Below are 24608 nucleotides of genomic sequence, written 5' to 3'. Positions count from 1 at the left end.
AGGCCGGATAAGGCGTTCGCGCCGCCAATCGGCAAAATTAATTAAGCTGGTTGCGCGTCATAAAAGATTCCCCGCCCAGTTGGCGCATCTGGCGCATAATCCACGCCTGCCGGCTACGCACATAGCCGGAAGGCGCATTCGCCTTATAGCGTAACGGATTTGGCAATACCGCCGCCAGTAACGCGGCTTCGGACATATTTAAGCGGCTGGCGGGTTTATGAAAATACCGTTGTGCCGCAGCCTCCACGCCAAAAATACCATCGCCAAACTCCGCGATATTCAGATAAACCGTGAGAATGCGCTTTTTGCTCCAGACAGTTTCAATGCCCAGCGTTAGCCCGGCCTCCAGACCTTTGCGCAGCCAACTGCGTCCATCCCATAAAAAGAGATTTTTCGCCGTTTGCTGCGAAAGCGTAGAGGCGCCGCGAATACGGCTCTCATTCCGCTCATTATGCGCCAGCGCTTTTTCAATCGCCGGAACATCAAAGCCCCAGTGCTCAGGGAACTTCTGGTCTTCCGCCGCAATTACCGCCAGCCCCATCCACGGCGAGATATCCGCCATACTGACCCAGTCAGAATGCGCCACATAACCGAACTCTCCGCCGAGCCAGGCGCTAATCTGCCGTTCCGCCATCACCGCCGAAAAAGGCACCGGAACCACGCTAAACAGCGCAATGCCGCCGCCCCAAAAGACGGCGAGCGCAGCAAGGATACGTAAAAGTAGACGGCGCAAAAACGTTAACGGCGCGATGCGTCGTTTGCTCATTCCGCCAGAACCAGCACGCGCGACACTAATTTATCAATGCCGCTTGCCGCCTGGGCGATATCCTGCGCCAGCATATAGGCAGGGGTGGTCACGACCTTGTTATCCTCGTCCACAACGATATCATCAACCGGGCAAGGTACGTGTTCGGCCCCCATCTCTTCAAGTACTTCAGCGGTATCAATATCCGTCCCTATTGTCAGACGTAGCGGGAAGTCAAAGATTTTCGGCAACATTGCGGGCGCGATACAGATGAATCCCAGCGGCTTGCCGGACTGGTGCATGGCCTTCGCCAGCGCGACGACATCGCTATCCACCCGGCATTCGCTCCCCTGGCTGGCGAAATTACTCAGGTTCTTCGCCGCGCCGAAACCACCAGGCACAATGAGCGCATCCAGCTCCTCTGGCTGAGCCTGGGACAGGGGACGAATATCGCCCCGCGTAATACGCGCCGCCTCAATCAGGACGTTACGCGTTTCCGCCATCGCTTCGCCGGTCAGGTGATTAATAACATCCGCTTGTGGTTTATCCGGCGCGAAGCAGACAGCCTGCGCGCCGCTGCGGGCAATGGCCAACAGCGTCAGAACGGCCTCATGAATTTCGGCGCCGTCATAGACGCCGCATCCGCTGAGCACTACGCCAATTTTTTTCATGGTGAACATCCTCCTGCAACCGACTCAAGCCCATTAATAATTTTGATTAAAATGCTACGCTTCACACATTTAAATGATTCATGTAACAAATCATTTAGGATTTGCTATCTTAACTGCGTGCGGCCTGAAAACAGGACTGCGCCTTTGACATCATCATAATAAGCACGGCGCAGCCACGATTTCCCTGGTGTTGGCGCAGTATTCGCGCACCCCGGTCAAACCGGGGTCATTTTTTTTCCGCGTTTGCCACCCAGGCTTTCAGCACCGCGACATCGTGCTGCCACTCCTGCTTCATCTCTTCAATCCATTCCGCGACATTATCTTCCCAGGCGGGAAGATCCGGCGACTGGATTTGCTGGCCAAGCTGTTGCAGATGACGCAGCCCTACCGAACCGGCGGCGCCTTTAATCTTATGCCCTTCCTCAACAACGCCTTTTTTGTCACGCGCCGTCAGATTGGACTCCAGCACGCTTAAATAGCCAGGCATCATTTTTTCAAACACCGCGAGACCGTCGGTGATCAATTTAGGCCCAACCAACTCGATGTATTGTTCCAGCATCGGGATATCCAGCAGCGCTTGCGCTTTATCGCTCTCTTCAGGCGTCACGGTACTCTCCTCTTTATCGGTGGCATCCCAGAATTTTTTAATCATCGCGGTTAAGGCTGGCACCGACAGCGGCTTACTCAGCACATCGTCCATACCAGCGTCCAGATACTCTTTTTTATCTTTCAGAACGTTAGCCGTAAGCGCTACCAGCGGCGGTAAATCTTCCCGCGTGTGGCGACGGGTTAGTTCTCTGGCGATATCCAGACCCGTCATATCCGGTAGCTGAATATCCAGTAAGACCAGGTCATATTCGCCCGGCGCGAACATCTCCAGCGCCGCCTTGCCGGTCATCGCGACATCCACGCTGTTCCCCAGTTTTTCCAGTACTGAACGCGCCACAATCACGTTCAGTTCAATATCTTCGACCAGCAGAACATGCAGCGCGGGCAGCGGCATGTCGTCTTCATCAAAGGCGTCCTCCACCTCTTCCGCCACCGCTGGCGCATGAACCGTTAGCGTAAAGGTCGATCCTTTGCCCGGCAGACTGGAAACGGTAATATCGCCGCCCATATTTTTCGCCAGCCGACGGGAGACCGCCAGCCCGATACCGGTACCCGTTGCCGGTTTGCCGCCGTTACTGTCTTTCACCTGATAATACATGGCGAAAATTTTATCCTGCTCATCCTGCGGAATGCCGATCCCGGAATCTTCCACTTCAAAGTGCAGCATGTCGCCTTCATCATAGCGCGCCCGCACCGTCACCTGGCCCTGCTGAGTAAACTTCACCGCATTGCTGATCAAATTCCATAAAATCTGGCGCAGACGCGTTCCGTCGGTAATGACTTTGTGCGGCAACGGCAGCGTCGGCTCAAGCACAAAACGTAGCCCTTTTTGCTGCGCCTGCAAACCGGAAAGGTTTTCCAGATCGGCCATAAAGCTGGTGAAATCAATGGGTTGGTTATCAAGCTGAACCTTACGCCGCTCCATCTTATCCATATCAATGATATCATTGAAAATATTGCCTAACGTCACGGCGGAGACATGGATTGTTTTAAGGTATTTTTCCTGTTCGGCGGTGAGATCGGTATCCAGCAGGATGCGGCTTAAACCGACGATGCCGTTAAGCGGGGTGCGCAGCTCATGACTGATGGTAGAGATAAACGTGGTCTTGTCGCGGCTGGCGCGCTCCAGCGCGTCCTGATAACGCTTACGTTCGGTAATATCACGACCAAATCCCATCAGGCCATGACGTTTACCGACACGGTCGTAATAAGGCACTTTACGAATTTCAAAGCAGGCCTTTCGTCCGTCCGGATAATCCAGCCACTGTTCGTAGGTCAGGGAGACGTTATGGCGGAATACTTTTTCATCGGTTTCAATGACTTTCTCCGCCGCTTCGGGAGAGTACACATCTTCCGGCTTCAAATGCACCAGCTGTTTTTCGCTCTTGCCGGTTAGCAATTCCATTGCGCGGTTACAGCCGGAAAATTCTTTATCCTCATTACGATAAAAAACCAAATCCGGCGAGGCGTCCAGAAAGGAGCGCAGAAAAGAGGATTGCTGTTCTAGCTGGATTTGCGCCTCTTCACGCTCTTTAATTTCTACTTTTAGCTGTTCAAATGTCTCTTGCAGCTCCGCTTCCGCTTTTTCGCGATCGGCAATTTCCTGATTAAGCTGGGCAATATTGTCCTTCAACTGTACGTTAAGCTTGAGATCGCGCTCGCGCATCTCCTCCAGCTTTTGCACCAGACGCGACAGTCGCTGCCTTGACTCTTCCAGTTGTTCAACAACAACGGATAAGAAATAGACCGCCCAGGGCGTAATTAACAGGCCAAAAAAGATGGAACGAATAACGTCGATACTTTCAACCTGACCATGCAGCACCATGGTCACCGCCATCTGCACGACAATCGCCAGCACCACCAATGCCAACGCCAGGAGCATGGAAAAGCGCACCAGACCCAATTTCATCATCAGGTCGACATAGTATTGCGCCAGCATACGAATTTGCTTCATAGAGGATTCCTTCACCACAACTTCGCACATAATACCCAATTATGGGAATCGCGTTGAATATTGTGCGAAATATGCGTAGCGCCCCTCATCACGCTACGCTACAGGTGGTATCCAGGGACGGGCCAGCGCAGAGCCCTGCACGCCATGCTCATTCAGGTATTTGTCCAGCTCAACCATCCCCGTCCAGCGATTCTCGCACCACAGCGGGGCAAGCAGCGTCGGACGGCGAGCGCTGGCTGAAATTCGGTGATAAATTACCTCCGGCGGCGTATGACGAATCATCTCACCTGCCGTTAGCGTGTAGTCGTCCAGTTCGATGCCGTTCAGCCGCCCCGCTTCCCAGGCTTTGGCCATCGTACTGCCTTTCACAATATGCAGCGGATGCAGTTTAATACCGTCAACGCCCGTCTCCACCACACGCTCCATGGTTTGCAGGCATTCTGCCTGCCCTTCGCCCGGCAGCCCCACAATCAGATGCGCGCACACTTTCAGCCCGCGCTCCCGGGCAATCCGGGTGGTACGCTGATAGCAGGCGAAGTCATGCCCGCGGTTAATTCGGCGCAGGGTTTTATCGTGCGCGGTTTGCAATCCCAGTTCCAGCCACACCTCGTAGCCTTGATCTTTATATTCACACAGTAAATCTACTACTGACTGCGGTACGCAATCCGGACGCGTACCGACGCATAACCCGACGATACTGGCCTGGCTGACCGCCTGTTGATACATGGAACGCAGCACCTGCACTTCCGCAAAGGTGCTGGTGTAGGCCTGGAAATAGGCCAGATAGCGTTTAGCGCGGTTCACCAGATGCGCCTGATGCGCAAGCTGCTCGGCAATCGAATGATGCTGCTGCGCCTCATCGGCAAAAGAGGCGACATTACAGAAGGTGCAACCGCCACGCCCGATGGTGCCGTCGCGATTAGGGCAGCTAAAACCGCCATGAAGCGTCAGCTTATGAACCTTTTGCCCATACCGACGTAAAAGATCCCCACCAAACATATTGACTAATTTCTGTAACTGCATAATCTGATAGACCGCCTCTTAAAAAGAGGCCAAAGCCTGCCATTTTTAGTCTCCTTTGGCGATGACCTGGATCAATCGTCCCGGAAGGCTTTTATCCATTGCATAATCAAGCAAAATAAACGATATTTCATTCATAATCCCGCTGATGATTTTTCCTGATATTCCCCTCTTTTTTCAGCGTTTGCTGGGTCATCGATAAAAACAGTAGCATTCAATACTGCTCACGCTTAAAACAGCATAAAATGCCAAGATTTTTGAAAAAGCAAGGTCAGATAATGCCTGGCGAGCGGCTCTTATAGTGAGACAGATCACAGGCTTTCTGCCGCTCCGTATTAGCAGCCCTTCTATAAAAAACCTTTTAATTTCAACAGATTCAAAAAGTTATCTGTGCTACAGCACACTTTTGCATAAATCAGTTTGCCATTTGACCTGGGTGTGGATTCCCGATAAGTTGGGGATCCGCTGGAAGCTTTCTGGATGAGCCGTCTGCTCATCATATTTATGCAGTAATTGAGATTCCCTCTTAACCGTATTTACCAATGCGCAAAGGACACAAAGAGGGCGAATGCGAGGTAAGCGTATGATGCGCCAGCCCCGTCGCCATGCTCTTGCTGTGCCCGCGCGCCGTCGGTTGGGAGAGCGTCCCGTAGAGCCTGGGGAGGTTCACTGATATGTTGTACGATAAATCCCTTGAGAAGGATAACTGTGGTTTCGGCCTGATCGCCCACATAGAAGGCGAACCTAGCCACAAGGTAGTGCGTACCGCCATACACGCGCTGGCCCGGATGCAGCACCGTGGCGCGATCCTTGCCGACGGTAAAACCGGCGACGGTTGCGGCTTGCTGTTACAAAAACCTGACCGTTTCTTTCGCATCGTGGCCGAAGAGCGCGGCTGGCGCTTAGCCAAAAACTACGCCGTCGGGATGATCTTTTTGAATAAAGATCCTGAACTGGCCGCCGCGTCACGCCATATTGTCGAAGAAGAATTACAGCAGGAAACCCTGTCGATTGTCGGCTGGCGCGATGTGCCAACCAATGAAGGCGTGCTCGGTGAAATCGCCCTCTCCTCTCTGCCGCGTATTGAGCAGATTTTTGTCAACGCTCCGGCAGGCTGGCGTCCGCGTGATATGGAGCGCCGTCTGTTTATCGCCCGCCGACGCATTGAAAAACGCCTGCAGGACGACAAAGATTTCTACGTATGCAGCCTGTCGAACCTGGTCAACATTTATAAAGGTCTGTGTATGCCGGCGGATCTGCCGCGCTTCTACCTGGATCTTGCGGATCTGCGTCTGGAATCGGCCATCTGCCTGTTCCACCAGCGCTTTTCCACTAACACCGTGCCGCGTTGGCCGCTGGCGCAGCCGTTCCGCTACCTGGCGCATAACGGCGAGATTAACACCATCACCGGCAACCGCCAGTGGGCGCGCGCCCGTACCTATAAATTCCAGACGCCGCTGATCCCGGATTTACAGTCCGCTGCGCCGTTTGTTAACGAAACCGGTTCGGATTCCAGCTCGCTGGACAACATGCTGGAACTGCTGCTGGCAGGCGGGATGGACATCATTCGCGCCATGCGACTGTTGGTGCCGCCCGCCTGGCAGAACAACCCCGATATGGACCAGGATCTGCGCGCCTTCTTTGACTTTAACTCCATGCATATGGAGCCGTGGGACGGTCCGGCAGGCATCGTGATGTCCGACGGGCGCTTCGCCGCCTGTAACCTTGACCGTAACGGCCTGCGCCCGGCACGCTATGTCATTACCAAAGACAAGCTGATCACCTGCGCCTCCGAAGTCGGTATCTGGGACTATCAGCCGGATGAAGTGGTCGAGAAAGGCCGCGTCGGCCCAGGCGAGCTGATGGTGATCGACACCCGCGGCGGACGTATTCTGCATTCCGCGGAAACCGATGACGATCTGAAAAGCCGCCATCCGTATAAAGCGTGGATGGAAAAGAATGTTCGCCGTCTGGTGCCGTTTGAAGAGTTGCCAGATGAAGAAGTCGGTAGCCGCGAACTGGACGATGACCTGCTCGCCAGCTATCAAAAACAGTTTAACTACAGCGCCGAAGAGCTGGACTCGGTTATCCGCGTGTTGGGCGAAAACGGCCAGGAAGCCGTCGGTTCAATGGGCGACGATACCCCCTTTGCCGTGCTCTCCAGCCAGCCGCGTATTATTTACGACTACTTCCGCCAGCAGTTCGCGCAGGTCACTAACCCGCCTATCGACCCGCTGCGTGAAGCGCACGTCATGTCGCTCGCCACCAGCATCGGTCGCGAAATGAACGTCTTCTGCGAAGCGGAAGGTCAGGCCCATCGCCTGAGTTTTAAATCGCCAATTCTGCTGTACTCCGATTTCAAACAGCTCACCACCATGAAAGAGGAGCATTATCGCGCTGACCGTCTGGATATCACCTTCGACGTGACCGAAACCACACTGAACGCGACGGTTAAGGCGCTGTGCGATAAAGCGGAACAGATGGTGCGCAACGGCACCGTGCTGCTGGTCCTCTCGGATCGCAATATCGGTAAGAATCGCCTGCCGGTGCCCGCGCCGATGGCGGTGGGCGCGGTGCAAACGCGTCTGGTGGAACAAAGCCTGCGCTGCGACGCTAACATCATCGTAGAAACCGGAAGCGCCCGCGATCCGCATCACTTTGCGGTACTGCTCGGCTTTGGCGCAACGGCCATCTATCCGTACCTGGCCTACGAAACGCTGGGGCGTCTGATTGATACCCAGGCCATCGCTAAAAACTACCGTACCGTGATGCAGAACTACCGTAACGGCATCAACAAGGGGCTGTACAAGATTATGTCCAAAATGGGCATTTCGACCATTGCCTCTTACCGCTGCTCCAAACTGTTTGAAGCGGTCGGACTGCACGATGATGTGGTAAACCTGTGCTTCCAGGGCGTGGTCAGCCGTATCGGCGGCGCGAGCTTTGATGACTTCCAGCAGGATCTGCTGAATCTCTCCAAACGCGCCTGGCTGGCGCGCAAACCCATTAGCCCGGGCGGCCTGCTGAAGTACGTCCACGGCGGCGAATATCACGCCTATAACCCGGATGTCGTGCGTACCCTGCAACAGGCGGTACAGAGCGGCGAGTACAGCGATTATCAGGAATACGCCAAACTGGTCAATGAGCGTCCGGCGGCAACGCTGCGCGATCTGCTGGCGATACATCCAGACGGCGAGGCGGTGACTATCGACGAGGTTGAGCCCGCCAGTGAGCTGTTTAAACGCTTTGATACCGCAGCCATGTCTATCGGCGCATTAAGTCCGGAAGCGCACGAAGCGCTGGCGGAAGCGATGAACAGCCTCGGCGGCAACTCCAACTCCGGCGAAGGCGGCGAAGACCCGGCGCGCTACGGCACCAATAAAGTGTCGCGTATCAAGCAGGTGGCTTCCGGCCGTTTTGGCGTGACGCCGGCCTACCTGGTCAATGCCGATGTGATTCAGATTAAAGTCGCGCAGGGCGCGAAACCGGGCGAAGGCGGTCAGTTGCCGGGGGATAAAGTCACTCCGTATATCGCTAAACTGCGCTATTCAGTGCCGGGCGTGACGCTGATCTCCCCGCCGCCGCACCACGATATTTACTCTATCGAGGACTTAGCGCAGCTCATTTTCGACCTCAAACAGGTCAACCCGAAGGCGATGATCTCCGTGAAGCTGGTGTCCGAACCGGGCGTCGGCACCATCGCGACCGGCGTGGCGAAAGCCTATGCGGATCTGATTACTATCGCCGGTTACGACGGCGGTACTGGCGCCAGCCCGCTCTCTTCGGTGAAATATGCTGGCTGCCCGTGGGAACTCGGACTTGTTGAAACCCAGCAGGCGCTGGTCGCCAACGGTCTGCGTCACAAGATTCGTCTGCAGGTGGACGGCGGTCTGAAAACCGGCGTCGACATCATTAAAGCGGCGATTCTCGGTGCGGAAAGTTTCGGCTTCGGCACCGGTCCGATGGTGGCGCTGGGCTGTAAATACCTGCGCATTTGCCATCTGAACAACTGTGCAACCGGCGTGGCGACGCAGGATGAAAAACTGCGTAAGAACCACTATCACGGTCTGCCGTTCAAAGTGATCAACTACTTTGAATTTATCGCCCGCGAAGTGCGCGAGCTGATGGCTTCGCTTGGCGTGACCCGCCTGGTGGATTTGATTGGCCGCACCGACCTGCTGAAAGAGCTGGAGGGCTTCACCGCTAAACAGCAGAAGCTGGCGCTGTCTCGTCTACTGGAAACCGCTGAACCTCATCCGGGTAAAGCGCTGTACTGCACCGAGAATAACCCGCCGTTTGATAACGGTGTGCTGAATGCGCAACTGTTGCAGCAGGCGAAGCCGTTTGTCGATGCGCGCCAGAGCAAAACCTTCTGGTTCGACATCCGCAACACCGATCGTTCCGTCGGCGCGTCGCTTTCCGGCTACATCGCACAGACCCACGGCGATCAGGGGCTGGCTTCCGATCCGATTAAAGCACACTTCAGCGGTACCGCAGGCCAGAGCTTTGGCGTGTGGAACGCGGGCGGCGTGGAGTTATATCTGACTGGCGATGCCAACGACTATGTCGGTAAAGGTATGGCAGGCGGTTTGATCGCCATCAGACCGCCGGTAGGTTCCGCCTTCCTCAGTCATAAAGCCAGCATTATCGGCAACACCTGCCTGTATGGAGCGACCGGTGGCCGTCTGTACGCGGCGGGCCGCGCGGGCGAACGTTTCGGCGTGCGTAACTCCGGGGCGATTACCGTAGTAGAGGGCATCGGCGACAACGGCTGTGAATACATGACCGGCGGCATCGTCTGCGTGTTGGGTAAAACCGGCGTTAACTTCGGCGCGGGGATGACCGGCGGCTTCGCCTATGTGCTGGACGAAGATGGCGAATTCCGTAAACGCGTGAACCCGGAACTGGTAGAAGTACTGGACGTTGATTCGCTGGCTATCCACGAAGAGCATCTGCGCGGCCTGATCACCGAGCACGTGCAGCATACTGGTTCGCAACGCGGCGAAGAGATCCTGTCCAGGTGGTCAAGCTTCTCAACCCAATTCGCGTTAGTTAAGCCCAAGTCCAGCGATGTCAAAGCCCTGTTGGGCCACCGTAGTCGTAGTGCGGCAGAATTGCGCGTGCAGGCGCAGTAAGGAATTGAAATGAGCCAGAATGTTTATCAATTTATCGACCTGCAGCGCGTTGATCCGCCGAAGAAACCGCTGAAGATCCGTAAGATCGAGTTTGTTGAAATCTACGAACCGTTTTCTGAAGGTCAGGCGAAAGCCCAGGCGGATCGCTGTTTGTCCTGCGGGAACCCCTACTGCGAGTGGAAATGTCCGGTACATAACTACATCCCGAACTGGCTGAAACTGGCTAACGAAGGGCGTATTTTTGAGGCGGCTGAGCTATCGCACCAGACCAACACCCTGCCGGAAGTGTGTGGCCGCGTCTGCCCGCAGGACCGCCTGTGCGAAGGCTCCTGTACGCTGCACGATGAGTTCGGCGCAGTGACCATCGGTAACATTGAGCGCTATATCAACGATAAAGCGTTCGAAATGGGCTGGCGCCCGGATATGACCGGCGTGCGCCAGACGGACAAACGGGTAGCGATTATCGGCGCAGGTCCGGCAGGGCTGGCGTGCGCCGACGTGCTGACCCGCAACGGCGTGAAGGCGGTGGTCTTTGATCGCCATCCGGAAATCGGCGGCCTGCTGACCTTCGGTATTCCAGCTTTCAAACTGGAAAAAGAGGTGATGACCCGTCGTCGCGAGATCTTCACCGGCATGGGTATTGAGTTCAAACTTAATACCGAAGTGGGTCGTGATGTACAGCTTGAAGATCTGCTGAAAGATTACGATGCGGTATTCCTTGGCGTCGGCACCTATCAGTCGATGCGCGGCGGGCTGGAAAATGAAGATGCGGACGGGGTTTTCGACGCTCTACCGTTCCTGATCGCCAATACGAAGCAGATCATGGGGTTTGGCGAAACCAGCGACGAACCATATGTCAGCATGGAAGGCAAACGCGTGGTGGTGCTGGGCGGCGGCGATACCGCAATGGACTGCGTACGCACTTCCATACGCCAGGGCGCAACGCACGTAACCTGTGCTTATCGTCGTGATGAAGAGAACATGCCGGGTTCCAGACGCGAAGTGAAAAACGCGCGCGAGGAAGGTGTCGAGTTTCAGTTTAACGTTCAACCGCTGGGCATTGAAGTCAATGCCAACGGCAAAGTGAGCGGCGTAAAAATGGTGCGCACTGAAATGGGCGAACCGGATGCCAAAGGCCGTCGGCGGGCGGAGATCGTCGCCGGTTCCGAGCATGTGGTTCCGGCTGATGCGGTGGTGATGGCGTTTGGTTTTCGTCCACACAGCATGGAATGGCTGGCGAAACACAGCGTGGAACTGGACTCGCAGGGACGAATTATCGCGCCGGAACGCAGCGATAATGCTTTCCAGACCAGCAACCCGAAAATCTTCGCCGGTGGCGACATCGTGCGCGGTTCCGATCTGGTGGTGACGGCGATTGCGGAAGGCCGTAAAGCGGCTGACGGGATTATGAACTACCTCGAAGTATAACCCTTCCGGCTCCCCGCTTACTGCCTTGGCTGATGGCTGGGGAGCCGATATTCCTCTCCTCAATATCTCTCCTGCCGATTCTGGAAACCCGCTCGTAAATCGAGATGTAATGCCATGTAAAATCCGTTCATAGATTGATCCGTTTACGCCTGAAGCGTATTGATAGCGTTCTAATTTCACAATGAAACTATCACGTAAGGGATGACATGACGAATCCAACTTTAGCGCCACAGTCTGATGAATATCAGCAAATTCATGACGGCATTATTCGTCTGGTCGATACGGCACGTACCGAGACCGTGCGCAGCATCAATGCCATTATGACTGCCACCTACTGGGAAATTGGCCGACGCATTGTCGAATTTGAACAGGGGGGAGAAGCGCGAGCGGCCTATGGCACTCAGCTCATCGAACGATTATCGGTAGATTTAAGTCAGCGCTATAAGCGCGGTTTTTCCACCAGAAACCTATGGCAAATTCGTACATTTTATCTTTGTTTTCAACATATTGAAATTCCGCAGACACTGTCTGCGGAATCTTCAAATCTCATACCGCTCGCCAAAACATTCCCTCTTCCCTGGTCAGCTTATGTGCGTCTGCTGTCGGTGAAAGATAACGATGCCCGCACTTTTTACGAGAAAGAGACGCTACGTAACGGCTGGTCAGTTAGGCAGCTCGACAGGCAAATCGCCACTCAGTTTTACGAACGAACGCTACTGTCCCACGACAAATCCGCCATGTTGCAGCAGCCTGCACCCGCCGAGCCAAACGTTTTGCCGGAGCAAGCCATACGCGACCCGTTCATTCTGGAATTTCTTAACCTGAAGGACGAGTATTCCGAATCAGATCTCGAAGACGCGCTGCTCAGCCACCTGATGGACTTTATGCTGGAGCTTGGTGACGATTTTGCTTTTGTTGGCCGCCAACGCCGACTACGCATAGACGATAGCTGGTTCCGCGTCGATCTGCTGTTCTTCCATCGTCGCTTGCGCTGCCTGTTGCTCGTTGACCTGAAGGTAGGCAAATTCAGCTATAGCGATGCCGGGCAGATGAATATGTACCTGAACTATGCCAAAGAGCACTGGACAATGCCCGGAGAAAACCCGCCAGTCGGCTTAGTTTTGTGCGCAGGGAAAGGCGCGGGGGAAGCGCATTACGCGCTGACTGGCCTGCCAAACACCATCATGGCGAGCGAGTACAAAGTGCAGCTGCCTGACGAAAAATTACTCACAGACGAACTTATTCGTTCGCAAACCATGCTGGAAACTCAACTCACACGCGGTGGTTCACTGACAACGGAGAAAAACTAGCGAACCATTAATACCATGAATAATTATCAAGAAAATATCACACGAAAACGTTTGCTTTATTCTGAGAACTGTATATTATGCGGCGGATTTTTTGGGCAAAATTCATGGAGGCGTTGTGTCGCAGGACAACAATTATAGCCAGGGCCCCGTCCCTCTGGCGGCGCGGAAGGGCGTGATTCCACTGACGTTTGTCATGTTGGGTTTAACGTTTTTTTCCGCCAGTATGTGGACCGGAGGGACACTCGGCACCGGTCTTTCTTATAATGATTTCTTCCTCGCAGTTCTCTTCGGTAATCTCCTCCTCGGTATCTACACTGCATTTCTTGGCTACATCGGCGCAAAAACCGGACTCTCCACCCACCTCCTTGCACGTTACTCCTTTGGCGTTAAAGGATCATGGCTTCCCTCGCTGCTGCTAGGCGGCACACAGGTAGGCTGGTTTGGCGTTGGCGTAGCGATGTTCGCTATTCCGGTCAGTAAAGCGACGGGCATTGATGCCAATATCCTGATTGCCGTTTCGGGTCTACTGATGACCCTGACCATTTTTTTCGGCATCTCGGCGCTGACCATTTTGTCTATCATTGCCGTACCCGCGATCGTTATACTGGGCAGCTACTCCGTCTGGCTGGCGGTCAGCGGCGTGGGTGGGCTGGAGCATTTAAAAACGATAGTGCCGCAGACGCCGCTGGATTTTTCCAGCGCGCTGGCGCTGGTGGTGGGATCGTTTGTCAGCGCCGGTACATTGACCGCCGACTTCGTCCGCTTCGGGCGTCATGCCAAAAGCGCCGTACTGATTGCGATGGTCGCTTTTTTCCTCGGCAACTCGCTGATGTTTATCTTTGGCGCGGCAGGCGCTGCCGCCGTCGGTCAGGCGGATATCTCTGATGTGATGATAGCGCAGGGGCTGCTGCTGCCCGCGATTGTGGTGCTTGGCCTGAATATCTGGACCACCAACGATAACGCGCTGTACGCATCGGGTCTGGGCTTCGCCAATATTACCGGTCTTTCCAGCCGTACGCTGTCGGTGGTGAACGGGATTATCGGTACCGTGTGCGCGCTGTGGCTTTACAATAATTTTGTCGGCTGGCTGACGTTCCTGTCATCTGCCATCCCACCGATTGGCGGAGTGATTATTGCCGACTATCTGTTGAACCGTCGCCGCTATGCCGACTTCAACACCGTGCGCTTTATTCCCGTTAACTGGATTGCTATTCTTTCCGTCGCGCTGGGCATCGCCGCCGGACATTATGTTCCTGGTATTGTGCCCGTCAACGCCGTACTCGGCGGCGTCTTCAGCTATATCCTGCTGAATCCACTTTTCAACCGCAGCCTTGCTAAATCACCAGAGGTCAGCCATGCAGAACAATAACATCACCATTCGTCAGGCGCGTCTGCAGGGACACGAAGGATTATGGCAGATTACGATTGAAAACGGGCGCTTTAGCCGGATTGAGCCTCAGGAAGCCGCATCGTTACCGCAGGGCGAAGTGCTTGATGCCGAAGGCGGTCTGGCTATTCCACCGTTTGTTGAGCCACATATCCACCTGGATACCACGCAAACGGCGGGTGAACCGAGCTGGAACCAGTCCGGCACACTGTTTGAAGGGATTGAGCGCTGGGCAGAACGTAAAGCAATGCTCACGCATGAAGATGTGAAAGCGCGCGCGATGCAGACCCTGAAATGGCAGATGGCTAACGGCATCCAGTACGTTCGTACTCACGTTGACGTTTCAGATCCTACGCTCACCGCGCTGAAAGCCATGCTGGAAGTGAAGCAAGAGGTTGCGCCGTGGGTAGACCTGCAAATCGTCGCCTTTCCGCAAGAAGGTATTCTGTCTTATCCCAACGGTGAAGCGCTGTTAGAGGAAGCCGTGCGTTTGGGCGCTGACGTTATTGGTGCCATTCCGCACTTTGAGTTCACGCGCGAATATGGCGTTGAATCGCTGCACAAAATCTTTGCACTGGCGCAGAAATACGATTGCTTGATCGATGTGCACTGTGACGAAATTGATGACGAGCAGTCTCGCTTTGTCGAAACGGTCGCGGCGCTGGCGCATCGTGATGGCATGGGGGCGCGCGTGACCGCCAGCCACACCACGGCTATGCACTCGTACAACGGCGCGTATGCGTCACGCCTGTTCCGCCTGTTGAAAATGTCGGGGATTAACTTCGTCGCCAACCCGCTGGTGAATATTCATCTGCAAGGGCGGTTTGACACTTACCCGAAACGTCGTGGCGTCACGCGGGTGAAAGAGATGCTGGAAGCGGGGATCAACGTCTGCTTTGGCCATGATGACGTCTTCGATCCGTGGTATCCATTAGGCACCGCCAATATGCTGCAGGTGCTGCATATGGGGTTACACGTTTGCCAGTTGATGGGGTATGGGCAAATCAACGACGGGTTAAATCTGATCACTACCTACAGCGCAAAAACCCTGCATTTACAGGACTACGGTCTGAGTGTCGGCCATGCCGCGAATCTGGTTATCTTACCCGCTGAGAATGGATTCGATGCGGTACGTCGCCAGACGCCTGCCCGTTACTCGATTCGCCACGGGCGGGTAATTGCCGAGACGGTGCCGAGCCAGACGACGCTGCACCTGACCCAGCCGGAAGCCGTGACGTTTAAGCGTTAACCCGTCATACCCGCGCTCTCCGGCACATTCACCACGCAGCCCCGTAAGGGGGCTGCGTTCGGAAGACTGCTCCGGCAAGAGATTCAGGCCGCCAGCAAACTGGCGCGTACTTTCACTACCACTTTCTTGATGTCATCCGGCTCACCCACTGCACATCCCGGTTTATGCGGTTCTCCCGGCATAAACACAGCAAACATCCCCGCTTGCAGCGTAATAGTCTGCTCGTCGGCAATTTGACTACAAAGCTGGTAATCCTCTTCAACGTGCATCTCCTCGCACTGGCGAGCGGCACCGGACATCCCAAACGCAATACGCTCGACGCCGGTTAGTAGTAGCTGAATATCAATGTATTGTTCATGCAATTCCGCTTTCTTCTCGGCCGGCATTTGCGTCGTTAACTGCATTACATTCATAAAGATATTGTCGCCCTGCAATTCATAGCGCCCCGGCGCTTTCTCCTGCGGCCTTGCCGCCAGCGCGAGAGTCAAGGCATCCAGCAGTCGCGGATGCAACCCGCAAGAAGGCAACGACTGTACTTCCCCCATCATCATAATGTGTCTCCTTGAGCTAACAAAGCAGCGCCTAATAATCCTGCGTCATGCCGATAGCGAGCGGCGCTCAGCGCCACGTGATAAGGCGCAGGCTCTTGCATCAAAAACGCGCGAACCTGCTCCAGGTATCCCTCAGCTAACCCTACGCTGCCGCCAATGACCACACACTGGCAGTCGGTAGTCGCTTTCACATCGGCGATCATCCGCGCTATTACCTGCGCGGATTGGCTTACCAGATGTCGCGCCTGCTGATGACCTTCGCCAGCGCGAATAAATAGGGTTTTGGCGTCGCATCCCGCCAGATCGTCCCGCGCCGCCGCAGCCATCCCTCGTCCGGAGGCGATGGCCTCTACGCAGCCAACGCGTCCACAGCCGCATACGGGACCGTGTGGGTCCGCCAGGGTGTGTCCCAGGTGCCCGGCCAGACCGCCTTTTCCGGTAAGGAGCTTGCCGTCGCAGACAACGCCGCCGCCAACGCCGGTTGAAACGGTGATAAATACCATATCGCGGATATCATCAGGGAGCGCGTGATACTCCGCCCAGGCCGCCGCCTGCGCGTCGTTCACCGCCAGCGTCGGCAGGCCTGCGATCGTTTCCAGTGTTTGTACTAACGGAAAGTGTAGCAAGCCGCCCAGATTATGGGGGTTTAGCGCCAGCAGCATCCCTTCCTGAATGATCCCGGTAGAAGCTATCGCTACCTGACGCGCCTCCGCCCGTAGCGGTTCAACCAGCGCCTTTAATGCTTCACGTAACGCATCCGGCGTTTTGCTTGCGGGGGTCGGCAGCTCGCGACGCTGGCTAATGTGCAAGTTGTTGTCGATGAGCGCGGCGGCAAGTTTAGTACCGCCAATATCGATTGCTAACGTAGTCATGACGCCGCCTTTTTTAATGCGTCGTTATACCATCCACAGATATGTTCCAGACGGGTAATGGCGGACCCCACCGTCACCGCCCATGCGCCATAACGGATCGCCTCCGCCGCCAGTGCTGGCGAGTTATAGCGCCCTTCGGCTATTACCCGGCATCCGGCGTCATGCAACGCTTTGACTAAGGGCAGATCGGGTTCCTCCGGCGTATCGGGGGTGGTGTAGCCGGACATTGTCGTGCCGATAATGTCCGCGCCCAACCGTTGACAGGCGAGACCATCGTCCACGGATGAGCAGTCGGCCATCGCCAGTAGATGGTGGTGATGAATGCGCGCCAACAACGCCTCAACGGCTACCGGCCGTTGCCGAGCGGTTCCATCAACGGCGATAATAGCTGCGCCGGCCTGCGCCAGCGCATCTACATCGTCGAGAAAAGGGGTAATGCGCACTGGAGAGTCGTCCAGATCGCGTTTGATAATGCCGATAATGGGTACCGAAACGAGCGAGCGGGTCATACGCAGGTTGTCTATGCCTTCAATACGCACCGCAACCGCGCCCGCCTGTTCCGCCGCCAACGCCATTGCCGCTACAATCTCCGGCTTATCCAGCGGACTGCCCGGAACGGGCTGGCAGGAGACAATCAGGCCGCCAGAAGCGGCAATATTTTTATCCAGTTGTTCAAGTAACGACATACTACTCCCTTACAAATATTGCCCGGTTGAAAACCGGGCAAGCGGATTAACTTTTCGTTTTTACAAAGGCACCTTTACCACTGCCAAGCGGTACGGCTCCGCTGAACGGTTTGTCGTCAATAGCATCGTGGGTGCGTAACGCTTCCGGACGTAGCCAACGCTGTACGCGAGACGGCATATCAAGCCCAATAAGCAGGATCACGACAAACGTCAGGCTGAAAGAGAGCGATGCCAGCGCAGTGCCCAAATCCAGACGTTGAGCGATCAGCGCTCCCAGGATCGGCGCCAGCGCGCCGCCGAGCGCGCCGACGTTATAAGTAAAGCCCAGCCCCGCCGCGCGCTGATCGGTATCGAAGTAACCGCCGATCAGTTTCGGTAGAATCCCGGCAATCCCCTGCCCCAACATCTGTTGGAAAAACAGTAGCAGACCCAGAACCCAGACGTTTGTGCCGCCAATCGCAAAGACCGGAATAATGAGAATTTGCGAGGCCAGCAGGCTACAGACATATGCTTTACGCGTTCCCAGCCAGTCGCCAAGAAAACCGCCTACGCAGCAACCAACCGCCGCGCCAAATCCGCTAAAGAACAGGACATTCGCCACCGTATGCGGATCGTAGGCCAGCTCAGTTTTCAGATAAGTGGGTAATAGCGCCTGAATCGGCCAGGAATAGAGGAAAGCAAACAGTACCACCAGCATCAGCATGACGCCAGTGGGCCAGCGTTTACCGCTGCTCTGCACCATAAAGCTGATAAAGATAACCGCGCACAGTAGTCCCAGCCCCGCCACAATCGCAGCATTTTGTAGGTTACCGGCAAAACAGAACCACAGCGCAGCGGCGGCGGCGAAAGTCATTAAAATGTTGATGATGCGATGTTCGCCCCGATAAAGAATGTCGACCATCGTACGTACCGGCGCTTTACCCGCGTGTTTCTCTTTCCAGTCTTCCGCTTCCGGAATGTTTTTCCGCAGCCAGAGGGCGAAGATAATTGGCAAAATGCCAATGAAAAACAGCGCGCGCCAGCCCCAGACAGGCACCACCAGGCTGTACACCTGCGCGGCAACGACCGCGCCGACGGAGAAGCCGGAAATCAGAAAACCACTGGCCTTATTGCGTAAATGTTTTGGCCAGCTTTCAATCACATAGGTCGCGCTGGAACCATATTCGCCCGCCATGCCCATACCAATCACCAGTCGGGCAATGAACATGGTGGTGTAACCGGGCGCAAACCCGCATGCCAGGGTTCCCACCGAAAACAGAATGATGCTGCTGACCATCGCCAGACGACGCCCATAGCGATCGCCCATCGCGCCCAGTAATAACCCGCCGAACCAGCGAGAGATAAAAGCCGCAGAAATCAGGCTTGCCGCCTGTACCGTCGTCAGCCCAAATTCGCTTTGTACCTCAGTCAGTACAAGAGCAATCAACACAAAATCAAAACCATCAAGCAGATATCCCAGCCAGGCAGCGGAAAATGCCCGCCACTGCGCCCGGTTGAGATGGCGATACCACGGGATGTTCTGGGTAGAAGTACTCATTTTACTCTCCCGACGATTTTTGTTGTCGTTATGCCGAATGGCGGCTCCGCCTTATCCGGCCTACCGCTCACACTGTTGTAGGCCGGGCAAGCGTAGCGCCCCCGGCATTATGCTGTTACGCCTTTTCTTCCATCAGTTGTTGAGCCAGCGCCTTGAGCGCCGGCAGATATTTTTCATCAACAGGCGCAAACGGTTTACGACATAGCGGCACCGATACCACGTCCATATAATGCAGGACCGTTTTCAGGCCGCGGAATACGCCGGTTTTAATCAGTAAATCAATAACCTTATTGCACTCGGTTTGCAGACGCTGCGCTTTCGCCACATCGCCCTCACGTAATGCCTGAACAATCCCCTGATAACGCCAGCCCATAATATTGTACGTGCTGCCGATACCGCCGTCCGCGCCCGCCAGCAGGCCGGAAGCGAAGATTTCGTCATAACCGTTGTACAGCACCAGATCCGGATGCGCGCGGCGGATCTGCTCCATCTGGAAGAGATCGCCGGAGGTTTGCTTCAGCGCGCTCACGCCCGGTAATGTCACCAGCGTATTGATCTGATCGAGGGTAAGTTTTACACCGCTTAACGCCGGAATGTTGTATACCACCATCGGCAATCCATCTGCGGAATCAATGATTGCCCGATAATGGTCACAGTGCTCTTCAAAACTGAAAGGGTAATAAAAAGGCGTCACCGCAGAGACCGCATCAAAACCGTAACGCTTTGCGGCGCTGGCAAGCTGCTGGCTTTCTGCGGTGCTTACCGTCCCGACATGGGCGATCAGCGTGATTTTTCCCTTCGCCTCTTCGGCGACAATCTCCAGTACCTGCTCTCTTTCAGCAAGGCTCTGTACGAATGCTTCCCCGGTGGAACCGCCAACGTACAGCCCGTCGATACCCTGGCCGATGTTAAAACGCACCAGACGGCGCAGGCTTTCGCTATCCAGTTGCTGCTGATGATCAAATGGGGTCAACAACGCCGCCATTACGCCTTGCAATGCTTTTGCCATACCTACCTCTACGGATGATGAATATATTAACTACCTACCTTTATACCTGTTATACCAGATCAAATAAGCAGCAAATAATACAGAACGCTTATAGTGCGATCTGCTTCACTAAACTGGGATCGGAGGCGCGATCGCTACCGCATTTTTTGACTTTTTTTACCGAGCGCGTGCCAGGTAGCGGAAACGCTATTGAGGTGGGTTTGCAGAGCGCGATCCGCTTTATCGGGATCTCGCTGGCGAATGGCATCAACAATCACAATATGCTGTTGATAACTCACGTTATTATGTTCATGCAGCTCACGATCGGGAACGCTTGGGCGAGCGGCGATTAGCCAGTCCAGCAGAGCAACATGAATAGCCATAAAGATCGGATTGCCGGGAATTTCAGCCAGCACCCGGTGAAACTCGACATCCGAACGAATAAACAGCGCGTTGTCATCCAGCGACTGGCTATTAATTTCCAGCGCTTTCGTTAACAACGCGATCTGCTCGTCGGTGGCATGTTCCGCCGCATAGCGTACCAGGCTGGATTCAAAGAAAAGCCGTAGCTGTTCAAAGTGAGCGATGCCGCCAGGATGAGTAAGAAAATCTTTCGCCATACCCGACAGTTCGCTGATGATGGTATCAGCGGAGGGGCGCGAGACGCGGGCGCGTTCGCCGTTATTGATTTGCACCAGGCCTTTACGCTTCAGCGCAGCTAACGCTTCACGCACAGAGGGACGTCCTACATTGAAGAAGGCCATTAATTCACGTTCAGACGGTAGCTGTTCTCCCTCGCCAAACTCATGACGGCGGATCATCTGCTCCAGCTCTTCCTCAACCATTTCAGACAGTTTTTTACGCGCCAGCGGGCGGCGGCGCAAACTACGCCCGAGGGATGTCGGTGAATCTTCTGCTTGCGAATCAAATGCGTTCATAACGTCCATTCATGAGTGGTCGGTGGCAAATAATAGCAAGCTTATCGTAACACAGCTTCAAAAGCAGGGTGAACCCGCGAGGAGACCAAACAAAACAGGCCCTTCAGGGCCTGTTGATTATTTTACTACGCGTAGCGCCGGACGTCCGCCACGCGGCGGAGGCGGCTCGTCATCAGGACTACTGTCGTCATCGTGGTCGGGCTTATCGCCATCAATGACGGACATCACGGTCTCGCTTTCCGCGCCTGCGGTATTGTCATCATCATTTAAGCTGACAACGTCTTCATCATAGGCGGCTTCAGGCTCAAACATGGTGCCTGCGCCGTTTTCACGGGCGTAAATCGCCAGCACCGCAGCCAAAGGCACAGAAACCTGACGGGGAACGCCGCCGAAGCGCGCATTAAAACGCACTTCATCATTAGACAGCTCCAGATTACCTACCGCCCGCGGCGCAATATTGAGGACGATTTGCCCATCGCGCGCATATTCCATAGGGACATGCACGCCAGGCAGCATCACATCCACCACCAGATGCGGGGTCAACTGGTTATCCAGCAACCACTCGTAGAAAGCACGCAACAGATAGGGACGACGCGGCGTCAACTGTGACAAATCCATACAGGTTAACCCCGACCGAGGCGCATTTCACGTTCAGCTTCGGTTAAAGAAGCCAGGAAAGAATCACGTTCAAAGACGCGGGTCATATAGCCTTTCAGCTCTTTCGCCCCTGCGCCGCTGAATTCAATACCCAACTGCGGTAAACGCCACAAGAGAGGCGCCAGGTAGCAATCAACCAGGCTGAATTCGTCGCTCAGGAAATACGGTTTCTGACCAAATACCGGCGCAATCGCCAGCAGCTCTTCACGCAGTTGTTTACGCGCAGAGTCGGCCTCGGAAGCAGACCCGTTTACGATGACGTTCATCAGCGTATACCAGTCTTTTTCAATACGGTGCATGTACAGACGGCTTTCACCGCGCGCGACCGGATAAACCGGCATCAGCGGCGGATGAGGGAAACGCTCATCCAGATATTCCATAATGATGCGAGATTCCCACAGGGTCAGCTCACGATCCACCAGTGTCGGAACGCTTTGATTCGGGTTGAGGTCAATCAGATCCTGAGGTGGATTGTCCTTTTCCACATGTTCGATCTCAAAACTAACACCCTTTTCAGCCAACACAATGCGGACCTGATGGCTATAGATGTCAGTAGGACCAGAAAACAGCGTCATTACCGAACGTTTGTTGGCAGCGACAGCCATGAAAACCTCCAGGTATATTCAGAATTTTTACTGCTACCAGCCACAATGTGACCAGCCAGATGTTATGTCACCCAGGGCGAAAAAAGCCATCATTGCTCAGAAACGAGACAAAAAATGAACATTCCCCGCTATTTGGGCAGAAAATTGGATGATAGTTTACCAGATTTTGTGACCTTTGTGGTGAGTCGATTCTGGAAATGAGGAAAAAGAGATATTCCTGGTCTGAAATGCTCGCCCCACCTGAGATATTGTCTTTCGCCTGTTATGCCTGTACTACCGGTGCGCCCCAGCCATCAAAACTGCCGCCATGTTTTTCAGCCAGATCGGTAAGCTGGCAAGTGATTTCTGTCATATGCCATTGTTGCGGAGCATCGGTGCTGATAAAAGACGCCATAAACCCCTGTTGCGGGTCATTCATTCGAATACTGACCAGCGTTATGCCATACGGTAATGCAGCAATATCTTGCGCCAGGTCGCGCGCGGCGACTTCTGTAGGCAATGTCGCATAATAATCAATAGCGCGCGGAAGCGTCAGATCATCACCTTGTTCCTGTAATCCCCGGCACACGCGGGAATCGTGTATCCAGTTCCAGTCGTATCGGGTTGGATACAAGAACTGGCGGTAAAAGTTTCCTTTATCATTGTGACTCTCTCTATAACTAAAAGAGATTTCCGGGCCACCAGCGAGCAATTTATCCAGCGTCTTTTCCCAGTTAAGATCCTCTTCCGACATGAACACAAAATCGCGCCAGCCTTGTTGGGTAACCACACCCACCAGCCAGATCGGAAACGTCTTCCCCTTTTCATCAAGCCAGTCCTCTATACGATTTAAACGCTGTGTTTCATCGGGCTGCGGCAAACCATTTTCATAAAAGTTGGTGTAATGAACACGTAAGAACCCGGTATGGATAAGGCGATCAAATTTTTCATCCTGGATGGCGCCGATATCCACACGTATCCCCGTAACATGGTCATCCACCGTTGTTATAAAGAATTCCCATTTATTCGACAGCATTAACGACTCTTTCTTAGTAAACAATGCGTTAAAAAATCCCACTGCGACTTCCTTTTCTCTGAGCGTGCATGAAAAATGAATAAGATGAGAATAATGCTAAAGATAGGGAGGAAAAGAGACTGGATTCGGACTTTAGCCATAAAAAAACCCGCCGAAGCGGGTTTTTTCGCTAACAGTTGTCTGCCGAAGCAGAAAACAATTAACGTTTGGAGAACTGCGGACGACGACGTGCTTTACGCAGGCCGACTTTCTTACGTTCAACCTGACGAGCATCACGAGTAACGAAGCCAGCTTTACGCAGTTCGCCACGCAGGGACTCGTCGTACTCCATCAGAGCGCGGGTGATACCGTGACGGATCGCACCAGCCTGACCAGAGATACCACCACCTTTAACAGTGATGTACAGATCCAGTTTCTCAACCATGTCGACCAGTTCCAGCGGCTGACGAACTACCATGCGGGCAGTTTCACGACCGAAGTACTGTTCCAGAGAACGTTGGTTGATAACGATTTTACCGTTGCCCGGTTTGATGAAAACGCGAGCTGCGGAACTTTTGCGGCGACCAGTGCCGTAGTATTGATTTTCAGCCATTGCCTATAATCCCGATTAGATGTCAAGAACTTGCGGTTGCTGTGCCGCGTGGTTGTGCTCGTTGCCCGCGTAAACTTTCAGTTTACGGAACATAGCACGACCCAGCGGGCCTTTTGGCAGCATGCCTTTAACCGCGATTTCAATCACACGCTCAGGACGGCGGGCAATCATCTCTTCAAAGGTCGCTTGTTTGATACCACCGATGTGGCCGGTGTGGTGATAGTACACTTTGTCAGTACGCTTGTTGCCGGTTACAGCAACTTTGTCAGCGTTCAGAACGATGATGTAATCACCGGTATCTACGTGCGGAGTGTATTCCGCTTTGTGCTTACCGCGCAGGCGACGAGCCAGTTCAGTAGCCAGACGGCCCAGAGTTTTACCGGTCGCGTCAACAACATACCAGTCGCGTTTTACGGTTTCTGGTTTAGCTGTAAAAGTTTTCATTAAAAGCTTACCCAAATAAATAAGTTACACGTTGGTGAACACCCAAACGTTTAAATAGTTGAGGTTCACACGACAAAGTCCGGTAAACCTACCCCCTCGGATATGTTTGGCCGGCACAGAGAAAGTTTGGGAAAAAACTCTCTTGTAACGTGGGGTCGCAGGATTATAGAGAAGTCCAGGTCAAAGATCGACCCCTTTTTGCGATTTGCCGCGGG

Annotated in this window: 20 protein-coding genes; 5 read left to right on the top strand and 15 right to left on the bottom strand. The window is 54.3% G+C overall.

All coding sequences use genetic code 11. The features are described 5' to 3' along the window. Nucleotides 1–37: 37 nt before the first annotated feature. The 4 genes from mtgA to NA330_RS04645 all read right to left on the bottom strand — a co-directional run bounded on the left by mtgA (nucleotide 38) and on the right by NA330_RS04645 (nucleotide 5002). Nucleotides 38–766: a monofunctional biosynthetic peptidoglycan transglycosylase gene (mtgA, locus tag NA330_RS04660; RefSeq protein WP_000044645.1), complete on the bottom strand. Its 729-nt coding sequence runs from the start codon at nucleotides 764–766 to the stop codon at nucleotides 38–40. Next, complete coding sequence (elbB, locus tag NA330_RS04655; protein ID WP_000719811.1) at nucleotides 763–1416, bottom strand: isoprenoid biosynthesis glyoxalase ElbB; 654 nt, start codon at nucleotides 1414–1416, stop codon at nucleotides 763–765. Before elbB ends, mtgA begins: the two co-directional genes overlap by 4 nt. A 226-nt stretch (nucleotides 1417–1642) precedes the next feature. After that, nucleotides 1643–3979 (bottom strand): aerobic respiration two-component sensor histidine kinase ArcB, encoded by a 2337-nt coding sequence (arcB, locus tag NA330_RS04650; protein ID WP_000809813.1) that lies wholly within the window; start codon nucleotides 3977–3979, stop codon nucleotides 1643–1645. A 93-nt stretch (nucleotides 3980–4072) separates the two neighbouring features. Further along, the gene (locus NA330_RS04645) at nucleotides 4073–5002 is read right to left on the bottom strand and encodes a TIGR01212 family radical SAM protein (RefSeq protein WP_001176892.1); all 930 of its coding nucleotides are present in this window, start codon (nucleotides 5000–5002) and stop codon (nucleotides 4073–4075) included. A 671-nt stretch (nucleotides 5003–5673) separates the two neighbouring features. Between NA330_RS04645 and gltB the strand changes: the two genes are divergently transcribed. From gltB to NA330_RS04620, 5 genes are all read left to right on the top strand, one after another. Continuing rightward, nucleotides 5674–10134: a glutamate synthase large subunit gene (gltB, locus tag NA330_RS04640; protein WP_052894772.1), complete on the top strand. Its 4461-nt coding sequence runs from the start codon at nucleotides 5674–5676 to the stop codon at nucleotides 10132–10134. Between the two features lie 9 nt (nucleotides 10135–10143). After that, nucleotides 10144–11562 carry a glutamate synthase subunit GltD gene (gltD, locus tag NA330_RS04635; RefSeq protein ID WP_000081635.1) on the top strand — a complete coding sequence of 473 codons (1419 nt, stop codon included), beginning with the start codon at nucleotides 10144–10146 and terminating at the stop codon, nucleotides 11560–11562. A 206-nt stretch (nucleotides 11563–11768) separates the two neighbouring features. Continuing rightward, entirely contained in the window at nucleotides 11769–12872 is a 1104-nt protein-coding gene (locus NA330_RS04630) for a PDDEXK nuclease domain-containing protein (RefSeq protein WP_023241660.1), read from the top strand. Between the two features lie 115 nt (nucleotides 12873–12987). Continuing rightward, nucleotides 12988–14241, top strand: coding sequence for a cytosine permease (gene codB / locus NA330_RS04625; protein WP_000076263.1), 1254 nt, complete (start codon nucleotides 12988–12990; stop codon nucleotides 14239–14241). Further along, nucleotides 14228–15508 carry a cytosine deaminase gene (locus NA330_RS04620; protein WP_023241661.1) on the top strand — a complete coding sequence of 427 codons (1281 nt, stop codon included), beginning with the start codon at nucleotides 14228–14230 and terminating at the stop codon, nucleotides 15506–15508. The genes codB and NA330_RS04620 overlap by 14 nt, the downstream gene beginning before the upstream one ends. Before the next feature lie 83 nt (nucleotides 15509–15591). Here the strand turns inward: NA330_RS04620 and nanQ are convergent, their stop codons facing one another. The 11 genes from nanQ to rplM all read right to left on the bottom strand — a co-directional run bounded on the left by nanQ (nucleotide 15592) and on the right by rplM (nucleotide 24393). Continuing rightward, nucleotides 15592–16059 (bottom strand): N-acetylneuraminate anomerase, encoded by a 468-nt coding sequence (gene nanQ / locus NA330_RS04615; RefSeq protein ID WP_000979900.1) that lies wholly within the window; start codon nucleotides 16057–16059, stop codon nucleotides 15592–15594. Continuing rightward, complete coding sequence (gene nanK, locus NA330_RS04610) at nucleotides 16056–16931, bottom strand: N-acetylmannosamine kinase (protein ID WP_023241662.1); 876 nt, start codon at nucleotides 16929–16931, stop codon at nucleotides 16056–16058. Before nanK ends, nanQ begins: the two co-directional genes overlap by 4 nt. After that, complete coding sequence (locus NA330_RS04605; protein WP_000054439.1) at nucleotides 16928–17617, bottom strand: N-acetylmannosamine-6-phosphate 2-epimerase; 690 nt, start codon at nucleotides 17615–17617, stop codon at nucleotides 16928–16930. Before NA330_RS04605 ends, nanK begins: the two co-directional genes overlap by 4 nt. Before the next feature lie 46 nt (nucleotides 17618–17663). After that, entirely contained in the window at nucleotides 17664–19154 is a 1491-nt protein-coding gene (gene nanT, locus NA330_RS04600) for a sialic acid transporter NanT (protein WP_000108071.1), read from the bottom strand. A 115-nt stretch (nucleotides 19155–19269) separates the two neighbouring features. Beyond that, complete coding sequence (gene nanA, locus NA330_RS04595; protein WP_001029667.1) at nucleotides 19270–20163, bottom strand: N-acetylneuraminate lyase; 894 nt, start codon at nucleotides 20161–20163, stop codon at nucleotides 19270–19272. A gap of 134 nt (nucleotides 20164–20297) precedes the next feature. Then, nucleotides 20298–21089: a transcriptional regulator NanR gene (gene nanR, locus NA330_RS04590; RefSeq protein WP_000382926.1), complete on the bottom strand. Its 792-nt coding sequence runs from the start codon at nucleotides 21087–21089 to the stop codon at nucleotides 20298–20300. A gap of 108 nt (nucleotides 21090–21197) precedes the next feature. Then, nucleotides 21198–21698 carry a ClpXP protease specificity-enhancing factor gene (sspB, locus tag NA330_RS04585; protein WP_000366112.1) on the bottom strand — a complete coding sequence of 167 codons (501 nt, stop codon included), beginning with the start codon at nucleotides 21696–21698 and terminating at the stop codon, nucleotides 21198–21200. Nucleotides 21699–21703: 5 nt separating this feature from the next. Continuing rightward, complete coding sequence (sspA, locus tag NA330_RS04580; RefSeq protein ID WP_000257298.1) at nucleotides 21704–22342, bottom strand: stringent starvation protein SspA; 639 nt, start codon at nucleotides 22340–22342, stop codon at nucleotides 21704–21706. A 262-nt stretch (nucleotides 22343–22604) separates the two neighbouring features. Next, a complete protein-coding gene (locus NA330_RS04575) occupies nucleotides 22605–23357 on the bottom strand; it encodes a DUF695 domain-containing protein (protein ID WP_077943754.1) in 753 nt (250 codons plus the stop codon). 199 nt (nucleotides 23358–23556) lie between these two features. After that, nucleotides 23557–23949 carry a 30S ribosomal protein S9 gene (gene rpsI / locus NA330_RS04570; RefSeq protein ID WP_000829815.1) on the bottom strand — a complete coding sequence of 131 codons (393 nt, stop codon included), beginning with the start codon at nucleotides 23947–23949 and terminating at the stop codon, nucleotides 23557–23559. 15 nt (nucleotides 23950–23964) lie between these two features. Continuing rightward, nucleotides 23965–24393: a 50S ribosomal protein L13 gene (gene rplM, locus NA330_RS04565; RefSeq protein WP_000847559.1), complete on the bottom strand. Its 429-nt coding sequence runs from the start codon at nucleotides 24391–24393 to the stop codon at nucleotides 23965–23967. Between the last annotated feature and the right edge of the window lie 215 nt (nucleotides 24394–24608).

It is taken from the genome of Salmonella sp. NW722 (assembly GCF_051702785.1).
Lineage (GTDB): Bacteria > Pseudomonadota > Gammaproteobacteria > Enterobacterales > Enterobacteriaceae > Salmonella > Salmonella enterica.
This window is presented reverse-complemented; position numbering and strand designations above follow the sequence as displayed.